This window comes from Arboricoccus pini (genome assembly GCF_900187945.1).
GTDB classification, from domain to species: domain Bacteria; phylum Pseudomonadota; class Alphaproteobacteria; order Geminicoccales; family Geminicoccaceae; genus Arboricoccus; species Arboricoccus pini.
In genome coordinates, this window is the sequence record NZ_FYEH01000006.1 from 1 (window position 1) to 17287 (window position 17287).

A 17287-nucleotide genomic window follows, 5' to 3' on the forward strand; every position below is an offset into this window, starting at 1 on the left:
AGGCGCGACCGCAGGCGCACGGCCCAGGCCATGGCGGCTGGACGTACCGCCCAGGAGATGGCGCTCGTCAATCGCGTCCCCGTCATGGAAGTCGAGAAGCTGCTGCGGGACGAGGAGTTCCAGGAGCTGCTTCGGCATTACAGCGCGGTGGCATCGCTCCCTTATGAGGAGCGCATCGCCCGGCTGGCGCCCCTGGCGCTCTCCATCCTGGAGATGGGGCTGGAGACGGGCGACATGCGGGTCGCCATGTTCGTCCTCCATGAGCAGCACCGGGGCCGCGATCCGGCCCGGAGCATGGCCGAGCGCTTCGTCGCCCGGGCCGAGGCCGCCGCGCGGGAGACGCAGCCCAGGCCCGAGCGTCGCGAGGCCGCACCGCCGGCCGAGCCGCGCCAGCCGCCGGGCGACTGGAGCCATTGCGCGGCGATACCCGAGCACCAGGAGGAAGCGGAAGCGCTGGCCCTGGCCGATCTGCGCCGGGTGGCGCGGGACAATCGGGCTGAGCTGAACCGGCTGGCGGACAAGCTGGCGTCCGAGGCCGAGCGGATGGGTACGGGCCTTGGGCCCAGCGCGCTGCCGGCGTTGCGCCTTGAGGCGGTGGCGCGAGGTGTGGCGCGGTACTGGCACGAACGGCCGGCCGAGAGCATGCAGGCGGCGATACGCTTGCAGGGTGCGAGGAAGATCGGCCGCTACGGGACCGGCCCGCCCTCGTGATGGTGGCCGGGTAAGACTCGATCCTGACCCGCGACCGACAATCCCGCCCCAACCCGGGTCCAGGGGGCGGTGCCCCCTGGCCGCCGGAGGCCCTAACAATCTCCCTTCTGATACGTCCGCGTCTCAGGGTCGTAGGTGCCGGTACTGCATGTGCCGCCTTCGGCGATGACGGAACGATCGATGGGGACGAGCCAGTCGGGGTTGATGGGGTGGCGTTTGCCTCGGGCGCGGATGGGGTTGGCCTTCTGGAAGGCGGCCCAGTCCTTGGCGACCTGGCTGCAATCCAGCGCGGGGCCGGTGCTGGATTCGCCGGGAGCGTAACTGGTCATGAAGACGTGGCCGCCGATGGCGGCGGTACGTTTAAGCTTGGCGAACCATGAGCATTTGGCGGGATCCATCAGGTGCGGATTGACGAAGAAGAGGGCGCCGTCGGTGGAATCCGGGGATGTGGGGCCCGCGCTGGCGACACCATTGGGGCCGAGGGCGACCAGACGGGCGATTTCGTCAAGCGCGGTGCGGTCGACGCCGAAATCGGCCAATGCCGAGGCCATGTCGGCCTTGGCCGGGTTCGCCAGCGCGTCGCGAAGGCGTTTGCTCATGGTGACGGGCTGAAATTCGCCGGGCGCCCTGACGACGTCGCAAGCGCTCTTGGCGAAGCGGGGATCGTCCATACGGTTGCGGATGACCTGGATAACGGCGCGTCGGCCGAGTTCACCCTCGCCGCCGGCTTCGGCGTATGTGACCATGGCGATGCATTTCTGATCGGCTGTCAGCGTTGTGCTAGGGCTGGGTTCGCCTGCCCGGCCTGGATGCGGCATCAGGAGGGAGGCGAGCAGGATCAGTGCCGCCAGTTTCAGGTATCTTGCTGATGCGGCGGGCCGGGTCGATGCCATGTGGACGGCGGGCGAAACGGGAGGGATCAACGCGCCGCGATCAGGCTGTTGCTCACGCGGGTATCGATGCGACCGCCAAGGACGACCGTCACGCGCCGGCGATCCTCGGGTTGGCGGCTGCGACCGATCCACCGGCCATCGCCGTCACGCAAGACCATGCCCACGCTCCGGGGCAGAGGCTGGCCGATGCCGTTGGCAGCCATTTTGCCGGTACCGGCGACGCTGCAATCGATGGCTGGATCGGCGTGTTTCTCATTGCTGGCATATTCGGTCATGAAGACGTGACCGCCGATCTCGGCCGTCTTCTTCAGGCCGGCGAACCAGGGGCATTTGTCGGCGTCCATGAAGAAGGGATTGACGAAGAAGAGGGCGCCGACGGTCGGATCCTTGACCTTGACGCCGGCCAGGGCGGCGCTGGCGGTCGTGACGGCGGCGCTCATACGGTCAGGATCGATGCTGCCGAAGGCGGCCGAGTAGGGATAAGCCTCGGGATCGGCCAGGACCTCGCGCAGGCTGGCGTTCTGGCTCACGGGCTGGAACTGGTTCGGCTGCAGGACGACCTTGCAGGCATCGGAAGGGAAGGAGGCGCTTTTCATCCGATTACGTATGACGCGCACGACGGCGTCCATGCCTTTGGTGCCGTCGATCGCCGCCTCGGCGTAGGCGACCAGCGCCATGCAGCGTACCTGTCGGCCGAGATCCGAACGCTCCGCGGCCGGCCCGTCGACAAAGGTGGCTGTGCGCGCCGTGACGCCCGCCAGGGCTGGCGGTGCCGCGATCTGCAGGGCGACCAGGGCCAGCGCCGTCCAGCAGGCATGCACCGCTCGGACCCATCCCCCAGTCCCGCTTTTGCTCCCGCTCTCGAGCCCCCTCAAGCCGTACCTCCATCCAAGCGACGATCTCGGCCTCGCCTCATCGGAAGTCCGCCTCGATCGGGTAATCTGAGCCAAAAATGGCGCGTCAAAATCTCTTTCTTTCTTTTTTTTGGCAAGCGCCTTTGCCCGCCCGGCTGACCGAGGACATCCTCTGCTATGCCACTTGGCGCCGAGGGCGGCACGCAAGGCTAGCTCTGAGCAACGCAGTTCTTGAACGCGACGCCGTCTTTGAGCGTGAGGTGCGCCTTGCTGCCATCGGCCTCCAGGTGGATCTCGGAGTCGGCGTGGCCATCTTGCAGATAGGTATCCTCGCCTGGTCCGGTGGCGCGCAGGCTGTAGCGATCATAGCCGGTATCGACGACGGCGCGATCGCCCACGAAGGTGATCCGCAGGGTCTTGTCCTCCTCGCAGCGATAATCGACCGCGTGGCCGGTAACACCGGCGGTCGGTGTGCCGGCATGGACGATTTGCGGCCCGGCACTGTCCTGGCCTCGGTGGCAGGCGGCCAGCAACAGAAGACCCAAGGGGGCGATACGGCGAAGCCAGCGGGTCATTTTTGGGTCTCCTCCGGTATGTCTCGTGGCTGCGTCAGGCGATCCCTCAAGCCGCGGTCGGCTCGAGGGGACGACAACATAGCGCATAATCGGCTGGGAAGAAGTCCGGAGGCCGCCTTGGGCATCGGGACCCCCTCGCTGCTCGGATGTTTCGGGGCGGACAAAACCGCTCTAGGGTTGCAGGGATGAGGGCGGCAGCAGGAACCAACGAATGAGCGATCGGGTAAGCGCGCAGGAGATGGACGAGACCGCCGCCCCCCCGGCGATGGCGCATGATCTGGAGCGGCACGAATGGCCGATACTCGAGAAGCTGAGCGACCGGCTCTACGCGCAGATCTATGACGAGATCGCGACCGGGGCCTTCCTGCCCGACACGCGCCTGCCCAGCGAGACCGCGCTGGCGCAGCGCTTTGCCGTCTCCCGGCCGGTGGTGCGCGAGGCTCTGGCGCGGCTGCGCGACCATGGCCTGATTAGTTCGCGCCAGGGCTCGGGATCCTGGGTGCGACGGCGCCCGAGCCAGGCCCTGCCGTGCTTCGCGCCCTTGAGCAATGTCGCGGACATCCAGCGCTCGTTCGAGTTCCGCATCGCCATTGAGGGCCAGGCGGCGGCCCTGGCGGCCGAGCGCCACGACGTGCGGACGCTCGCGCGCATCCGGGCGACGCACAACGCCATTCAGCCTCTGACCGAGGCGCAGACGGCCGGTGCGCCGGCGGATTTCGCCTTTCACATGGCGGTGGCGGAGGCGGCCCGCAATCGTTTCTTCGCCGCGGCCCTGGCCATGCTGGAATCGCATGTGCAGACTGGCATGGAGGTTTCGCACAATCTGAGCCTGGGGCAGCCAGGCTACCGGCCCTCGATCGTGCAGCAGGAGCACGAAGCCGTCCTCGCGGCCATCGAGCGGGGAGATGCCAAGGCCGCGCGGCGGTTGATGGAATCGCATATCGACAATGCCCGCCGGCGCATGTTCGACGGGTGACCCGGCTCGATGAGCGATCGCACATCGAGCCGGACTTCCAGGAAGGATCACATGGCAAAGGTCGAAATAGAGTGTGTGCTCGACATCAAGGCGAAGACGGGCGAAGGGGCCGTCTGGGACGTGCGCGATGCCGCCCTTTGGTGGTGCGACATCCCCAATGGCTGGCTCTATCGCTACGATCCGTCGTCCGGCCAGAATCGGCGCTTTGAGATCGGCGAGCCTTTGGGCTGTCTGGCGTTGCGCGAACAGGGCGGTCTCCTCCTGGCCCTACAGTCCGGCTTCTGGTTCTTTGACCCTCAGACGGGCGCGAAGACGAAGATCACGGATCCCGAGGCCGACAAGCCGCAAAATCGGTTCAATGACGGCACCACCGATCCAAAGGGTCGGTTTTGGGCGGGTACGATGAAGAACGCGGGCGCGCCGGAACCCAGCGGCTCGTTCTATCGCCTCGATCCGGACCTCGACGTGACCTTATGGAAGTCAGGCTTCTTCACGACCAACGGCCAGACATTCAGCCCCGATGGCCGCGTCTACTATTATTCCGACACCAACCGCGACGTGCGCACGATCTTTGCGGCCGATTACGACCTTGACACGGGCACGCCTTCGAACGAGCGAGTCTTCTTCGACACACGCGCGGTGGCCGGTCGCCCGGACGGCGCCACCGTCGATGCCGACGGCTGCTACTGGATGGCCGGTGTCGGCGGCTGGCAGGTCGTGCGGCTGACGCCAGGGGGCGAGGTCGACCGGATCGTCGAGCTGCCCGTCGAGCGGCCGAGCAAGCCGATGTTCGGCGGGGCAGGGCTGGACGAGCTCTACGTCACCACGATCGCCACGGCCGAGCCCGATCCGGCCCAGCCGCAGGCGGGCGGGCTATTCAAGATCTCGGGCCTGGGCGTCAAGGGGTTGCCACAGCGTCGCTTTGCCGGCTGAGCTCAGTCGAGCTTTTCGAGGGCGACGCCCAGATCGGCCAATGCCTGCCAGAAACCTGGATACGTCTTGCCCACGCAGGTGGGATCGAGGATGGCGATGCCCCCGACCAGCAGGCCGACCAGCGCCATGCTCATGGCGATCCGATGGTCGGCATAGGTCTCGATGCGGGCGGGATGCCTGCTGCCCGCCAGGGCGGGATCGCCCATGACGATCAGGTCGTCGCCCTCCTCACGGGCAAGGCCGGGCCGGACGCGCTGCAACTCGCTGGCCATGGCATGGACGCGGTCGCATTCCTTGACCCGCAGATTGGCGATGCCGGTGAAGCGGACCGGACCCTCGTTGAAGGCGGCCAGGGCCGCCAGGGTTGGGACAGCGTCCTGCATCTGCGAGCCCTCGATGACGGAGGGCAGGCGGGGAAAGGCCCGGATCAGGGCGTAGGCCCTGGCGTCGGGCTGGGTGAAAGTCTCGGGCGGCAGACCCAGATCGACGTCGCCGCCGGTAAGGGCGGCCGCTGCCCAGAGATAGGTCGCGGCCGAGGCATCGGGCTCGATCATGAGGTCGGCCGCATGGTAGCGCGTGGGCGCCACGCGCCAGGCGCCCGGACCGAGCGGCGTCACCTCGGCCCCGAACGCCGCCATCGCCGCCTGCGTCAGATCGACATAACCACGCGCGCCGATGGCCTGGCCCTTGAGCACAATCTCGACCGGCGCCTCGCCGAAGGCCGCCAGCATCAGGAGGGCCGAGACATATTGGCTGGAGAGGCCGGCGTCGATCTCCACCCGCCGGCCGGAAAAGCCGCCTTTGCCCTTGATGGTCACGGGCGGGCAGCCCGTCGGCGCGCTGGCCTCGATGCCGAGGCGCGCGAGCGCCTCGATCAGGGGAGCGATCGGTCGCTTGCGCATATGCGGGTCGCCATCGACGACGACCTCGCCCTCGACCAGGGAAGCGGCTGCGGTGAGAAAGCGCGTCGCCGTGCCTGCATTTCCCAGAAAAAGAGGCGCTGGCGGCGGCAGGAGCCGGCCCGTTCCGGCCACCACGAAGCTCGTGGCATCCGGCTCCTCGATCCGCACCCCCATGGCGACCAGCGCCTCGGCCATGCGCGCCGTGTCGTCGCTCTTGAGCGCTCCCTTGAGGTGGCTCCGGCCCTTCGCCAGGCCAGCCAGCAGCAGGGCACGGTTGGTGATCGACTTCGAGCCCGGCAGCACGACGCGCCCCCGGAGCGGCCGGGCCGGCGGCACGAGCAGCAAGGCGCGGGTGTCGAGATCGGCGAGTGCGAAAGACTGGTCCATGGGCGGACTACTCGGGTACCGATGAGGGGGGCTCTCCTCCTAGCCTGCCTCGCCGCCTTCTTCAAACCCACAGGCGGCCGCGCATGCTGTATCGATATCGTCGCAGCGGGCATATAAGGCTGGATATGGTGCATGCGGCACAAGCGATTGACCCTGACCGAACAGAGCGACGCACAAGCCCCGCCCCAGGCGGCCGTCGCGATGTGTCTGCGGCGTGCCACGGCAACGCGCCGTGCAAGGTCCGGGAGCCGGCCTTGGCCGCGACGCTTCCGATGATGTTCGCCGGCCGCGCACGAGTTTGCAGCCTTGAGCCCTGGGCATGACGCGAGACGAGATCCGCTCTCTTCCCACCTGCGGGGAGGCTGCAATGCTCGCAGCCGACCCCGCCACCGCCCTCGGTTCGCTCTATGTGCCCGAAGACTCGAGGCTAAACGGCCGTCTCATCGATCGGCATCTTCGCGCGACGGCGGCCGGGCTTCGCAAGGGACGCCTTGCCTATCTCACGAGAGCAGGCAAGGCGGGTCGCCGGGGGAATTTTTGCGCTGACCCCGACGATTTGATCGACACCGCAGCAAAAGCTGCGGTTTTGCAGGGAGCAGGCCGCACCTTCGACCTTTTACATGCCTGGCTGCGACCTGCCCTTGGGATCACCCCATGACACCTGAGGCCCCTCTGGATATCGAAGCGTGCGTCCGCGAACCGATCTACAATCCGGGCACCATTCAGCCCCACGGCACACTTCTTGTCCTGGACCCGTCTACCTTTCGTGTGGTTCAGCGCGCGCGCAACCAGGTCGAATTCCTCGGATGCGACGATCTCCTCGACCAGGAGCTCGACGGTTCGCCGGGACTGGGCAGCCTCCTGGTCGAGCGGCTCCGCGCCTGGCGAACCGCCGACGAGCCCGTCCTCCTCACCTCGATCCTGCACCAGCACCGCCGACTGCAGGTCGCCGCAAACCGGACGGCACAGGGCATTCTCGTTGAGATCGAAGCCTCCGAGGAGGGCCACCCGACAGAGGCGTTCTATTCAAGAATGGGCCACGTTCTCGACATCCTTGGGAGCGCATCCGATATCCCTGGCGCAGGCGCCATCGCGACCCGCGAGTTGCGTCACCTCACAGGATTCGATCGCGCCCTCCTCTACCGATTCGACAGAGCCTGGAACGGCACCGTCATCGCCGAAGACGGCAATGGCCGCCTGCCCTCCTACATGGGCTTGCGCTTCCCGGCCGGCGATTTCCCTCCTCAGGCACGCGCTCTCTATAAGAAGAGCAGGTTGAGGCTCATATCCGACAAGGACCACATTCCCGTCCCGATAGAACCCTTGCTCAGTCCCCTCGATGGCAAGCCGCTCGATCTTGGCGCCACCACGCTTCGCAGCGTCTCCCCTATCGATCTCGAATACATGCGCAACATGGGAACGGCGGCTTCCATGTCGACCGCCATCCTGCTCGATGGCGAACTCTGGGGCTTTCTTGTCTGCCACCATACCGAGCCGCGCCATCTTGGCACCTCGTTGCGCGCCGCCTGCGACTTACTCGGCCAGCTGATCGCGCAACGGATAGGCGCCATCGAACGCATGGCGCAGCGTGGCGATCGCCTGGCCCGCCAGAGGCTCAAAGGCGCGTTGCTGAAGGGCATCTCGCGCGAGGGCGGCTTCGAGACCGGGCTCGTGCGCCACGGCGATATCTGGCTGCGCCTGGCCAGGGCCGAGGGAGCCTCCCTGGTCACCCAGGAGAACGTCTATTCCGTCGGCCGCACGCCGCCTTCGAGCGTGACGCAACGGCTGGCCATCCTTTTGCAGCAGCGGGGGGTGAAAGACCTCCTGGCGACCGAGCAGCTTTCCAGCTTCGCGCCCGAGTTCGAGCCGCATGCCGACACCGCAGCCGGTATGCTAGCGCTGCCTATCTCGCAACTCCACGCGAGCTACCTCATCTGGTATCGACCCGAGGTGATCCAAACAGTTCGCTGGGCGCGCGCCGCCGCCAAACCCCGGACGGCTGGCGAGCGCCTGACGTCCCGCGCCTCATTCGCCCAATGGACAGAACTGGTCCGCCTGCGCTCGGAGGTCTGGAGCCAGGTCGACATCGAGGCGGTCGGCAGCCTGCGTTCCTCCATTGTCGACTTCGTCCTGAAGCGCGCCGAGGAACGGGCCGCGCTCACGAGCGAGCTCGAGCGCAGCAACCACGAACTGGAATCCTTTTCCTATTCGATCAGCCACGACCTGCGCGCGCCCTTTCGACACATCGTCAGCTATGCCGAACTCATGGGCGAACGGCTGCCAGAACTCGACGAGACATCACGACACTACCTCGACACCATCAGCGCGGCGGCCCTCGCGGCGGGTCGGCTCGTCGACGATCTGCTCCGTTTCTCCCAGCTCGGCCGCGCCAGCCTCTCGCTCCACCCGATCGACATGCAAAAGCTGCTGAACGAGGTGTTGCACGCTCTGGAACCCGATGCGGCCGGACGCCAGGTCGACTGGCGGGTCGGCGACCTGCCGCCCGCCTGGGGCGACACCCCGCTCGTGCGTCAGGCGGTTCACAACCTGATGGAGAATGCCCTCAAATATACACGCAAGCGGGATCTGGCCGTGATCAGCGTGGAGGGCCGCCAGAAAGACCAGACGACGGTCTATCGGATCACCGACAACGGCGTGGGCTTCGACATGCGCCATGTCGGTAAACTGTTCGGCGTCTTTCAGCGCCTGCACCGGGTGGAAGATTTCGAAGGCAGCGGCATCGGCCTTGCCATCACCAAGCGCGTCATCGATCGGCATGGCGGCTGGATCCGCGCGGAAGGTGAACTGGACAAGGGGGCCTCATTCACATTTGCGTTGCCGAGGCAGGAGCAGAAGGAAGTGCCCTCGCGATGATACCACAGCGCCCCGTCGTCCTGGTCGAGGATCATCTAAACGATGTCGAGCTGAGGTTAACCGCTCCTGGGAAAATCAATCTGGCAAATTCCATTATTGTTCTGCGTGATGGCGCCGAAGCGCTCAACGATCATCAGGCCCGGAGACCTTATCGGGATCGCGAGAGCGGGGATTCGGCCGTCATACTCGTGAACATCAAACTGCCGGCAATCGGGTGCCATGATCTGGAGCTCAGCGCCTTCGTCGTCGAACCCGTCGAGTTGACCGCCTTCCTCTCGACGATCGAGGAGTTCAGCCTCTTTCAGGGCGTCATGAACACGCTCCCACCACGAGGGCGTCATGCCGTCTAGGCCAAGCCCCGGCGAGGCAACCGCGCCGATCAACATCCTGCTCGTCGAGGACAGCGACATCGACACGGATCTGATCCAGATCCATCTGCGCTCGCTTTGCCTGCCCTTCAGGCTCAAGCGGGTCGACCAGCGGACCGCCTATCTCGAGGCCCTGGGCAGCCAGCGCTTCGACGTCATCCTGGCTGATTACTCCCTCCCCGACTTCGACGGGCTGTCGGCGCTGCATCTGGCCCGTCAGACCTACAAGGACATTCCCTTCATCTTCGTCTCAGGCGTGGTCGGCGAGGATTTCGCCACAGGTGCCCTCAGGGAGGGGGCCACCGACTATGTGCTCAAGCGGACGCTGCAGCGCCTGCCCCGCGCCGTCGAGCGCGCCGTCGCCGAGATGCGCGAGCGAGCATATCGCCAGCGTGTCGAGGGTGCCCTAAGGCGCAGCGAAGTCAGCGTAAGGCTGGCGGTCGAGGCAGCCCGGGTCGGTATGTGGGCTGTCTATCCGCAGACCGGCGAGGTCACCCTGGATAGCCGCTGCCGTGCCCTTTATGGGCTGTCGATCGAGGAGCCCGTAGCTTTCCAGGCTTTACTTGGCAGCATTCACCCGGCCGACCGGGCGCGCATCGCCAAGGCCATCGAGAGCGTGGTCACGGCAACCATGCCCATGGAGTTCGACCAAGAATATCGTGTCGTCCCGCGCCACGGCGGCGAGCGCTGGCTGCACACGCGCGGCCAGAGCTTCCTCGAGAACGGCAAGTGCACCCGCTTTCTCGGCGTGATGCAGGACGTGACCGAGCAAAAGCGCGCGGCCGACGCTCTTCTGCGCGCCAACGAGACGCTGGAAGCCACCGTCGAGGAACGAACACGCGAGCGCGATCGCGTCTGGCAGCTTTCGCGCGATCTCATGCTGGTCGGCTGGTTCGATCGACCGCCCCTGGAACTCAATCCCGCCTGGACCGCGACGCTTGGCTGGTCAGTCGAGGAACTGATGGCCGCGCCGGTCCTGGAACACGTGCACGCCGAGGACCGGGAGCGGACGCGGATCGAGATCACGCGGGCCGGTCAGGGGCAGCCGACACGTCCGTTCGAGATTCGTCTGCGTCACAAGGATGGCAGCTTTCGCGCCATTGCCTGGTCGGTCGTAGCTTCCGGGGACGTTCTCCACGCCGTCGGCCGGGACGTCACGCAGGAGCGGGCGGCACAGGAGCAGCTCCGTCAGGCACAGAAGATGGAGACGATCGGCCAGCTGACCGGCGGCGTGGCGCATGATTTCAATAATCTGCTTACCGTCATCGCCGGCAATCTCGAAACGGTTCAGCGGTTTGGCGCCGATCTGCCCGATCCCGAGGGCAGCCGCATCCGCAACGCCGCCGCCAATGCCGTCCACGGCGCCGAGCGGGCGGCAACACTCACCCAGCGCCTCCTCGCCTTCGCGCGCCGCCAGCCGCTCAATCCCAAGCCGGTCGATGTCAACCGACTGATTGAGGGGATGTCGGACCTCCTCCATCGTACGCTGGGCGAGCATATCGCCATCCACACCCTGCTCGGTCCCAGGCTCTGGCATAGTCATGTCGATCCGAACCAGCTGGAGGTCGCGGTCTTGAACCTGGCCGTCAATGCCAGGGATGCCATGGGCAATGGCGGCCAGCTCACCATCGAGACCGCGAACACGCGGCTGGACGTCAAGGCTGCGGCCCGTGCCGAACTGGCCGCTGGCGACTACGTCGTGGTCGCGGTCACCGATACCGGCACGGGCATGACCGAAGGCGTGCTCGGGCAGGCCTTCGAGCCCTTTTTCACGACCAAGGATATCGGTCATGGCACCGGCCTTGGCCTCAGCCAAGTCTATGGCTTCGTCAAGCAGACTGGTGGCCACGTGAAGATCCACACTCGACTGGGGCGCGGGACCACTGTCAAGCTCTATCTGCCGAGCTGTCGCAGCAGCCATGGCGACGAGGCGCCGGTCGCCCCGTCGGCCGCCCCGACCGGGCGGCACGGCGAGACCATCCTGGTCGTCGAGGATGATGAGGACGTGCGCAATTATTCGACCGAACTCCTGGGCGAACTCGGCTATCGTTGTCTCGTGGCGGCCAACAGCCAAGCAGCCCTGGCCATCCTGCGAAACGATGTCGAGGTCACGCTTCTCTTCACCGACATGGGCCTGCCAGGCGGTCTCAACGGCCGCGAGCTCGCCCAGGCCGCCCGGCGGCTCCGGCCCGGCCTCAAGGTCCTCTTCACAAGCGGCTATGCGACGCAAGCGATCGTCCATGGCGACAGGCTGGACCCGGGCGTTGAACTGATCAGCAAGCCCTTCACCTATCAGGCCCTGGCCGCGCACATACGGGGCGTGCTGGACCGACCCAGCCTGTCGCGGACCATCCTCATCATCGAGGACGAGGCGCTGATCCGGGCGCTCGTCGCCGAATTGCTGCAGGAAGAAGGGTTCGCCACGCTCGAGGCCGGCTCGGGCCGCGAGGCGATGACGATTGTCGAGAGCGGCGAGAGCAGCATCGATGCCGTCATCCTCGACCTTGGCCTGCCCGACATGACGGGCGACGAGGTGGCCAGGAATATTCGCAGCCGGCAGGGCTCCGCTCTACCGATCGTCATCGCGACCGGCCATGATTCCATCTCGATCCGCGAGCGATTTGCGGGTGACAATCGCCTCGACGTCATCCAGAAGCCCTATGCGCGCTCGGCCATGCTTGATGCCCTCGCCCGGCTGCGCATTTCACCCTGAAGGACGGATCTGTTGAGTTTCTGGCGCGACAAGCCGATGACGGCCATGACGGCCGCCGAATGGGAGCAGCTCTGCGATGGCTGTGGCCTTTGCTGCCAGATCCGTGTCGAGGACGAGGATACCGGCGAGATCGCGCTGACCGATGCCGCCTGTCGGCTTCTCGACCTTTGCACCCACCGCTGCAGCGACTACGCCAACCGCCAGCGCCGCGTGCAGGATTGCGTCAAGGTGACCCCGGAGAACGTCATCGGCCTCGACTGGCTGCCGCATAGCTGCGCCTATCGGCTGGTGGCTTTCGGCGAAGATCTGCCCGAGTGGCATCATCTGGTCTGCGGCGACCGTATGCGGGTGCATACCGATGGGCCCTCGATGCTGGGCGACCTCGTCTCGGAGGATGAGGTTGAATGGGACGCTTGAGGCCGAGCAGAAAGACCACGTCGATCAAGACCCGATGACACTGCGAATCCTGGCCCGGCCGGCTTTCAAGAATCGCGACAAGCTGCCCTATAATTATCTCCTCTACAGCCACCTTCGCGCGGCCGGCGCCAGGGTCGAGGAATATTCCTTTAGGCGCGCGCTCCTTGGCCGCTACGACATTTTCCACCTGCACTGGCCCGAGAGCCTGCTCGAGACTGCCAGCCTGTGGCGCTGCCTGTATTCGATGGCGGGTGCCATGCTGGTGATCGAGAGCCTGCGGCTGAAGGGGACGCGCATCGTCTGGACAGGCCACGATCCCGCACCACATGATCTCCTGTTTCCTCGCCTGGAGCGCTTCTTCTTCGCCTATGTGCTAAGGCGGCTCGACGGGTTGATCGCACTAACCGGCAATGGCTACGACCTGCTTTGCGCCCAGCATGCGAGCCTGCGCCGCCTGCCCTTTGCCGTCGTCCCGCATGGTCATTTCAAGAACGTCCTGCCCGACGACATCTCCCGCGCTGCCGCCCGCCAGGCCCTGGGTCTGGCGGAAGACGCTCAAGTCCTCCTCTTCTTCGGCCAGATCCGCCCCTATAAGGGACTGGAGCATCTGATCGCCGCCTTCAAGGCGCTGGACGATGGAGGCCAGATCAAGCTCGTCATCGCCGGGCGCCCCAACCGGCGCTCGTCGCATGCGGCCCTCGTGGCGAAACTTACCCAAGATGTCCCTGGCCTGCAGGCTCATCTCGAATTCATCCCGGTCGAGCGCATCCAGGTCTTCCTGCGCGCCGCCGACCTGGCCGTCCTTCCCTTCGCCCGCATCCTGAATTCCGGCTCGGTCATGCTGGCCCTCTCCTTCGGACTGCCCGTCCTGGCCCCGGCCCTGGGTGCTTTGCCCGAATTGCAGGCGGCCGTCGGCCCGGACTGGCTGCGGCTCTTCGAGGGCGATCTCACGCCCGACCTCCTGAAGACGGCACTCCGCCAGCCGAAGCCACCGGACCTCCCTCCGCTCGAGGCGTTCGACTGGCCGGCGATCGCTGACCAGACCCTGGCCGCCTTCGAACTCTTCCGGCGGCCTCGCCCATGAGCGTACCGATGAGCCCACCACATGCCCTGGACGAGTCTGGCTTGCGCCGTGCCCTGGATCATCTGGCGACGCAGGATCAAGACGTCCAACTGGCCCTTGCACGGCTGGGCTACCCCGCGCCCCGCATCCGCCCCGAGGGTTTCGCCACCCTTCTCCAGGCGATCGTCGCCCAGCAGCTCTCGACTCGGGCGGCGGCCGCGATCTGGGCGCGGGTCGAGGCGGCCTGCGGCCCGGACGGTGTCCGGCCTGAGGCGATCCTGGCCATGGACGAGCCGGCGCTTCGCGCCTGCGGCTTCTCCGGGCGCAAGATCGAGTACGCCCATGGTCTGGCCGAAAGCATTCTCACGGGCACGCTCGACACGGGGGCCCTGGCCAGGGCCGACGACGAGACGGCAATCCAGGCGATCGCCGCCCTTCGCGGCTTTGGCCGCTGGAGCGCTGAGATCTATCTTCTCTTCGCCCTTGGCCGGCCCGACGTCTTTCCTGCCGACGACCTTGCCCTGCAGATCGGCTTTCAACGCCTGAAGTGCCTGGAAGCTCGCCCCACCACCAAGGCGCTCCGCCTCCTGATCGAGCCCTGGGCACCCTGGCGGGGCGCCGGCGCCATCCTGCTCTGGCGGGTCTATGGCAGCGCCACGCTCGATGGAACGGCCACGCCGGCGGCCGGCTGAGCGCGACGGCGCCATGCTTGTGACAACAGGCCCGAACTGGTAATTACCAATACCCTTCCAGGTGGCCCGCCACGGGCGCCCCCAAACTTGTGAGATCGGTTTTCGGTGGCTAGCAACCTCACGCCGCGTCCCTTCGAGATCGTCCCGATCGAAGACGAAATGAGGCGCTCCTACCTCGATTACGCAATGAGCGTGATCGTCAGCCGTGCCCTTCCGGACGTACGCGACGGACTAAAGCCGGTGCAGCGGCGCATCCTCTATGCCATGCGCGAGGGCGGCTACGGATCCGACCGGCCCCACCGCAAGTCCGCCAAGATGGTGGGCGAGGTGATGGGCAACTTCCATCCGCACGGCGACTCGGCGATCTACGACGCCATGGTCCGCATGGCGCAGGACTTCACGATGCGCCTGCCGCTGATCGACGGCCAGGGCAATTTCGGCTCGATGGACGACGATCCGCCAGCGGCCATGCGCTATACCGAGGCCCGCCTCGCCAGGGCCGCCGACGCGCTCTTGCAGGATATTGACAAGGACACCGTCGATTTCCGCGCCAATTATGACGAGAGTACGGTCGAGCCCGTCGTGCTCCCGGCCCAGTATCCGAACCTCCTGGTGAATGGTGCCGGCGGCATCGCCGTCGGCATGGCGACCAACATTCCGCCGCACAATCTGGGCGAGCTCATCGACGCCTGCATAGCCCTTCTGCAAAACCCACAGATCGACACGAGCGAGCTTCTCGAGATCGTCAAAGGTCCCGATTTCCCGACCGGTGCCATCATTCTTGGCCGTGCCGGCATCCAACAAGCCTACACGACCGGCCGCGGTTCCGTCATCGTGCGCTCGCGCACGCATTTCGAGCAGGTGCGGGACCGTCAGGCGATCATCGTCACCGAGGTACCCTATCAGGTCAACAAGGCCCGCATGGTCGAGCGCATCGCCGAGGTGGTGCGCGAGAAGCGGGTCGAGGGGATCGCCGACCTCAGGGACGAGAGCGACCGGCACGGCGTGCGCGTCGTCATCGAGGTCAAGCGCGACGCCGACCCCGAGGTCGTCTTGAACCAGCTGTTCAAGTTCACCTCGCTCCAGACCAGCTGGGGTATCAACATGGTGGCGCTGGTGGGTGGCCGGCCCCAGATCGTCACCCTCAGGGACATCCTCGAGGCATTCCTCGAGTTCCGCGAGGAAGTCATTATCCGGCGGACCGCCTTCGACCTCGGCAAGGCGCGCGACCGTGCCCACGTCCTAGTCGGTTTGGCGGCCGCCGTAGCCGACATCGATGCCGTCATTAGCCTCGTCCGCGCCGCGCCCAATCCGCAGGCGGCGCGTGAGGAATTGATGGCCCGCGCCTGGCCCACCGAGCAGATCGCCCCGTTCCTGGAGCTGATCGAGCCCGAGGAGGGAACCGAACGCCAGGATGCCTCGACCTTCAGGCTGAGCGAGCGCCAGGCTCGTGCCATCCTTGATCTGCAGCTGCAGCGCCTGACCGGGCTCGAACGCGAGAAGATCACCGGCGAGCTTGGCGAGATCGCCTTGCGCATCCATGAGCTCCTCAAGATCCTGCGCTCGCGCGAGCGGCTGCTCGAAGTGACGACCCAGGAACTCCTGGACGTCAGGGAGCGCTTTGCCAACGAGCGCCGCACCGAGATCGATATCCATTCCGAACCGGACATGGATATCGAGGACTTGATCCAGCGCGAGGACATGGTCGTCACCGTCACGGTCAACGGCTACATCAAGCGCGTCCCGCTCACGACCTTCCGCGCCCAGCGGCGAGGCGGCAAGGGCCGGGCCGGCATGCGCACCCACGACGACGACATCGTGGGCAATCTCTTCGTCGCCAATACGCACACGCCCATGCTCTTCTTCTCGAGCCTGGGCCGGGTCTACAAGCTCAAGGTCTACAAGCTGCCGCTCGGCACGCCGCAAGCGCGTGGCAAAGCGATGATCAATCTCTTCGCCGCCCTTGAGAAAAATGAGTCGATCACGGCGGTCATGCCCCTGCCCGAGGACGAGACGAGCTGGGCCGAGATGAGCGTCTTCTTCGCCACCGCGCGCGGCAAGGTCCGGCGCAACGCGCTGGCCGATTTCGTTCGCGTGCCCTCGAACGGCAAGATCGCCATGGGCCTGGACGGCGACGACAAGCTGGTCGGTGCGGAAGTCTGCGACGACAGCCACGACATCCTCCTGGCCGCCGCCGGCGGCAAGGCCATCCGCTTCCCGGCAAGCTCCGTGCGCGTCTTCCGCTCGCGCAGCTCGGAGGGCGTCTGGGGCATGGACCTGGCCGATGGCGACCGCGTCATCTCCATGTCGATCCTCGACCATATCGAGCTCTCGACCGAGCAGCGCGACGAAGTGCTCCGCTGGGCCAACGCGCGTCGGCGCCAGCTCAATAATGGTCTCTCCAATGGCGAGGAGGGCGAGTCCGCCGAACCCGTCGAGACGGCCTTCGAGCCGCAATTCCTCTCGCGGGAGGAACTGGATGCCTATGTCGATCGCGAGCAGCTTGTGCTGACGGTGACGGCCAATGGCTTTGGCAAGCGCACTTCGGCTTTCGAATACCGGGTCACGCGCCGAGGTGGCCAGGGCATCATCAATATCGAGACCTCGGCAAGAAATGGCGGGGTCACAGCTGCCTTCCCCGTCGCCAATGGCGACCAGCTCATGCTCGTTACGGATCGCGGCAAGACGATCCGCATGCCGGTCAAGGACATCCGTATCGCCGGTCGCAACACGCAGGGCGTCAAGCTTTTCACGACCGATGGTGCTGAGCAGGTCGTCTCGGCAGCGCATCTCCCGGAGACGGAGGGCGAGAGCGTCGACGAAGTGGCCGACGAGGAAATCCTGGACGGAGAAGAGCCAACCACCTCCTCCGCCGACGACCCGGCCTGATCAGCCGGGCTGCTATCGCCGCCATAAAGGACCGCCATCC

General features: G+C 66.1%; 15 protein-coding genes. 11 read left to right on the top strand and 4 right to left on the bottom strand.

Translation table 11 applies throughout. From position 1 onward, the window contains the following. Positions 1-711 (top strand): hypothetical protein (locus tag CFB17_RS19160; RefSeq protein ID WP_165769523.1); only part of this gene is annotated, 711 nt, incomplete at its 5' end. A gap of 92 nt (positions 712-803) precedes the next feature. Here CFB17_RS19160 and CFB17_RS09535 read toward each other — a convergent pair. The 3 genes from CFB17_RS09535 to CFB17_RS09545 form a co-directional block, all read right to left on the bottom strand. Next, on the bottom strand, positions 804-1634 hold the full coding sequence (locus CFB17_RS09535; protein ID WP_088561321.1) for a cell wall hydrolase: 831 nt from the start codon (positions 1632-1634) through the stop codon (positions 804-806). After that, a complete protein-coding gene (locus CFB17_RS09540) occupies positions 1631-2479 on the bottom strand; it encodes a cell wall hydrolase (RefSeq protein ID WP_133063882.1) in 849 nt (282 codons plus the stop codon). Before CFB17_RS09540 ends, CFB17_RS09535 begins: the two co-directional genes overlap by 4 nt. 188 nt (positions 2480-2667) lie before the next feature. Continuing rightward, positions 2668-3033, bottom strand: a complete 366-nt coding sequence (locus CFB17_RS09545; RefSeq protein WP_088561323.1) for a hypothetical protein — start codon at positions 3031-3033, stop codon at positions 2668-2670. Between the two features lie 211 nt (positions 3034-3244). Here CFB17_RS09545 and CFB17_RS09550 point away from each other — a divergent pair, with 211 nt between their 5' ends. Next, complete coding sequence (locus CFB17_RS09550) at positions 3245-4009, top strand: FadR/GntR family transcriptional regulator (protein WP_088561324.1); 765 nt, start codon at positions 3245-3247, stop codon at positions 4007-4009. A gap of 51 nt (positions 4010-4060) precedes the next feature. Next, positions 4061-4942 (top strand): SMP-30/gluconolactonase/LRE family protein, encoded by an 882-nt coding sequence (locus CFB17_RS09555; protein ID WP_165769525.1) that lies wholly within the window; start codon positions 4061-4063, stop codon positions 4940-4942. Positions 4943-4944: 2 nt separating this feature from the next. Here the strand turns inward: CFB17_RS09555 and CFB17_RS09560 are convergent, their stop codons facing one another. Then, positions 4945-6231 carry a 3-phosphoshikimate 1-carboxyvinyltransferase gene (locus tag CFB17_RS09560; protein WP_088561326.1) on the bottom strand — a complete coding sequence of 429 codons (1287 nt, stop codon included), beginning with the start codon at positions 6229-6231 and terminating at the stop codon, positions 4945-4947. Positions 6232-6598: 367 nt separating this feature from the next. Between CFB17_RS09560 and CFB17_RS09565 the strand changes: the two genes are divergently transcribed. The 8 genes from CFB17_RS09565 to gyrA all read left to right on the top strand — a co-directional run bounded on the left by CFB17_RS09565 (position 6599) and on the right by gyrA (position 17247). Beyond that, positions 6599-6889: a heme oxygenase-like domain-containing protein gene (locus CFB17_RS09565; RefSeq protein WP_088561327.1), complete on the top strand. Its 291-nt coding sequence runs from the start codon at positions 6599-6601 to the stop codon at positions 6887-6889. Then, positions 6886-9105, top strand: a complete 2220-nt coding sequence (locus tag CFB17_RS09570) for an ATP-binding protein (protein WP_088561328.1) — start codon at positions 6886-6888, stop codon at positions 9103-9105. The genes CFB17_RS09565 and CFB17_RS09570 overlap by 4 nt, the downstream gene beginning before the upstream one ends. Then, positions 9102-9455, top strand: a complete 354-nt coding sequence (locus CFB17_RS09575) for a response regulator (protein ID WP_088561329.1) — start codon at positions 9102-9104, stop codon at positions 9453-9455. The genes CFB17_RS09570 and CFB17_RS09575 overlap by 4 nt, the downstream gene beginning before the upstream one ends. After that, positions 9445-12186, top strand: a complete 2742-nt coding sequence (locus CFB17_RS09580) for a response regulator (RefSeq protein ID WP_088561330.1) — start codon at positions 9445-9447, stop codon at positions 12184-12186. Before CFB17_RS09575 ends, CFB17_RS09580 begins: the two co-directional genes overlap by 11 nt. Before the next feature lie 12 nt (positions 12187-12198). Next, positions 12199-12603 (top strand): YcgN family cysteine cluster protein, encoded by a 405-nt coding sequence (locus tag CFB17_RS09585; RefSeq protein ID WP_243389838.1) that lies wholly within the window; start codon positions 12199-12201, stop codon positions 12601-12603. Continuing rightward, a complete protein-coding gene (locus tag CFB17_RS09590; RefSeq protein ID WP_165769526.1) occupies positions 12587-13687 on the top strand; it encodes a glycosyltransferase family 4 protein in 1101 nt (366 codons plus the stop codon). Before CFB17_RS09585 ends, CFB17_RS09590 begins: the two co-directional genes overlap by 17 nt. Positions 13688-13695: 8 nt before the next feature. Continuing rightward, a complete protein-coding gene (locus tag CFB17_RS09595) occupies positions 13696-14358 on the top strand; it encodes a DNA-3-methyladenine glycosylase family protein (protein WP_088561332.1) in 663 nt (220 codons plus the stop codon). Positions 14359-14463: 105 nt separating this feature from the next. Then, positions 14464-17247 carry a DNA gyrase subunit A gene (gene gyrA / locus CFB17_RS09600; protein ID WP_279311739.1) on the top strand — a complete coding sequence of 928 codons (2784 nt, stop codon included), beginning with the start codon at positions 14464-14466 and terminating at the stop codon, positions 17245-17247. Positions 17248-17287: the final 40 nt, after the last annotated feature.

What these genes read in the sequence shown, in the direction of transcription:
- CFB17_RS09580 (WP_088561330.1), top strand. Translation starts at nt 9,445, where the DNA reads ATGCCGTCTAGGCCAAGCCCCGGCGAGGCAACCGCGCCGATCAACATC.
- CFB17_RS09555 (WP_165769525.1), top strand. Translation starts at nt 4,061, where the DNA reads ATGGCAAAGGTCGAAATAGAGTGTGTGCTCGACATCAAGGCGAAGACG.
- CFB17_RS09565 (WP_088561327.1), top strand. Translation starts at nt 6,599, where the DNA reads ATGCTCGCAGCCGACCCCGCCACCGCCCTCGGTTCGCTCTATGTGCCC.
- CFB17_RS09560 (WP_088561326.1), bottom strand. Translation starts at nt 6,231, where the DNA reads ATGGACCAGTCTTTCGCACTCGCCGATCTCGACACCCGCGCCTTGCTG.
- CFB17_RS09550 (WP_088561324.1), top strand. Translation starts at nt 3,245, where the DNA reads ATGAGCGATCGGGTAAGCGCGCAGGAGATGGACGAGACCGCCGCCCCC.
- CFB17_RS09545 (WP_088561323.1), bottom strand. Translation starts at nt 3,033, where the DNA reads ATGACCCGCTGGCTTCGCCGTATCGCCCCCTTGGGTCTTCTGTTGCTG.
- CFB17_RS09595 (WP_088561332.1), top strand. Translation starts at nt 13,696, where the DNA reads ATGAGCCCACCACATGCCCTGGACGAGTCTGGCTTGCGCCGTGCCCTG.
- CFB17_RS09570 (WP_088561328.1), top strand. Translation starts at nt 6,886, where the DNA reads ATGACACCTGAGGCCCCTCTGGATATCGAAGCGTGCGTCCGCGAACCG.
- CFB17_RS09575 (WP_088561329.1), top strand. Translation starts at nt 9,102, where the DNA reads ATGATACCACAGCGCCCCGTCGTCCTGGTCGAGGATCATCTAAACGAT.